The sequence below is a fragment of the Microtetraspora sp. NBRC 16547 genome, assembly GCF_030268965.1.
In the GTDB taxonomy this organism is placed as follows: Bacteria; Actinomycetota; Actinomycetes; order Streptosporangiales; family Streptosporangiaceae; genus Microtetraspora.
Genome location: NZ_BSSE01000139.1, coordinates 1 through 255 on the forward strand (window position 1 = coordinate 1; position 255 = coordinate 255).

The window sequence follows — 255 nt, forward strand, 5'->3', positions numbered from 1 at the left end:
CCGCCTGGTCATGTTGGTGATCTTCAACGCCTCGTGCACGATCACGTCATAGCCGCGGACCAGCGCATTGGCAGCCTTGTGCGCGTCGTCCAACCGCTGACGGCGGACCTTGGCGTGCAGCGCGGCGACCCGTGCCACGGCCTTGCGGCGGCGCTTGCTGCCCCGCTTCTTGCGGGCGAGATCCCGCTGGGCAGCCGCGAGCCGGTCAGCGGAGGCGGCCAGGTGGCGCGGGTTATCTACGGGGTCGCCGTCGCT

The 255-nt window shown here is 70.6% G+C and carries 1 protein-coding gene; it reads right to left on the bottom strand.

From position 1 onward, the window contains the following. A partial coding sequence (locus tag QSK17_RS35960) for a transposase (protein WP_285711171.1) occupies positions 1-255 on the bottom strand: 255 nt, incomplete at both ends.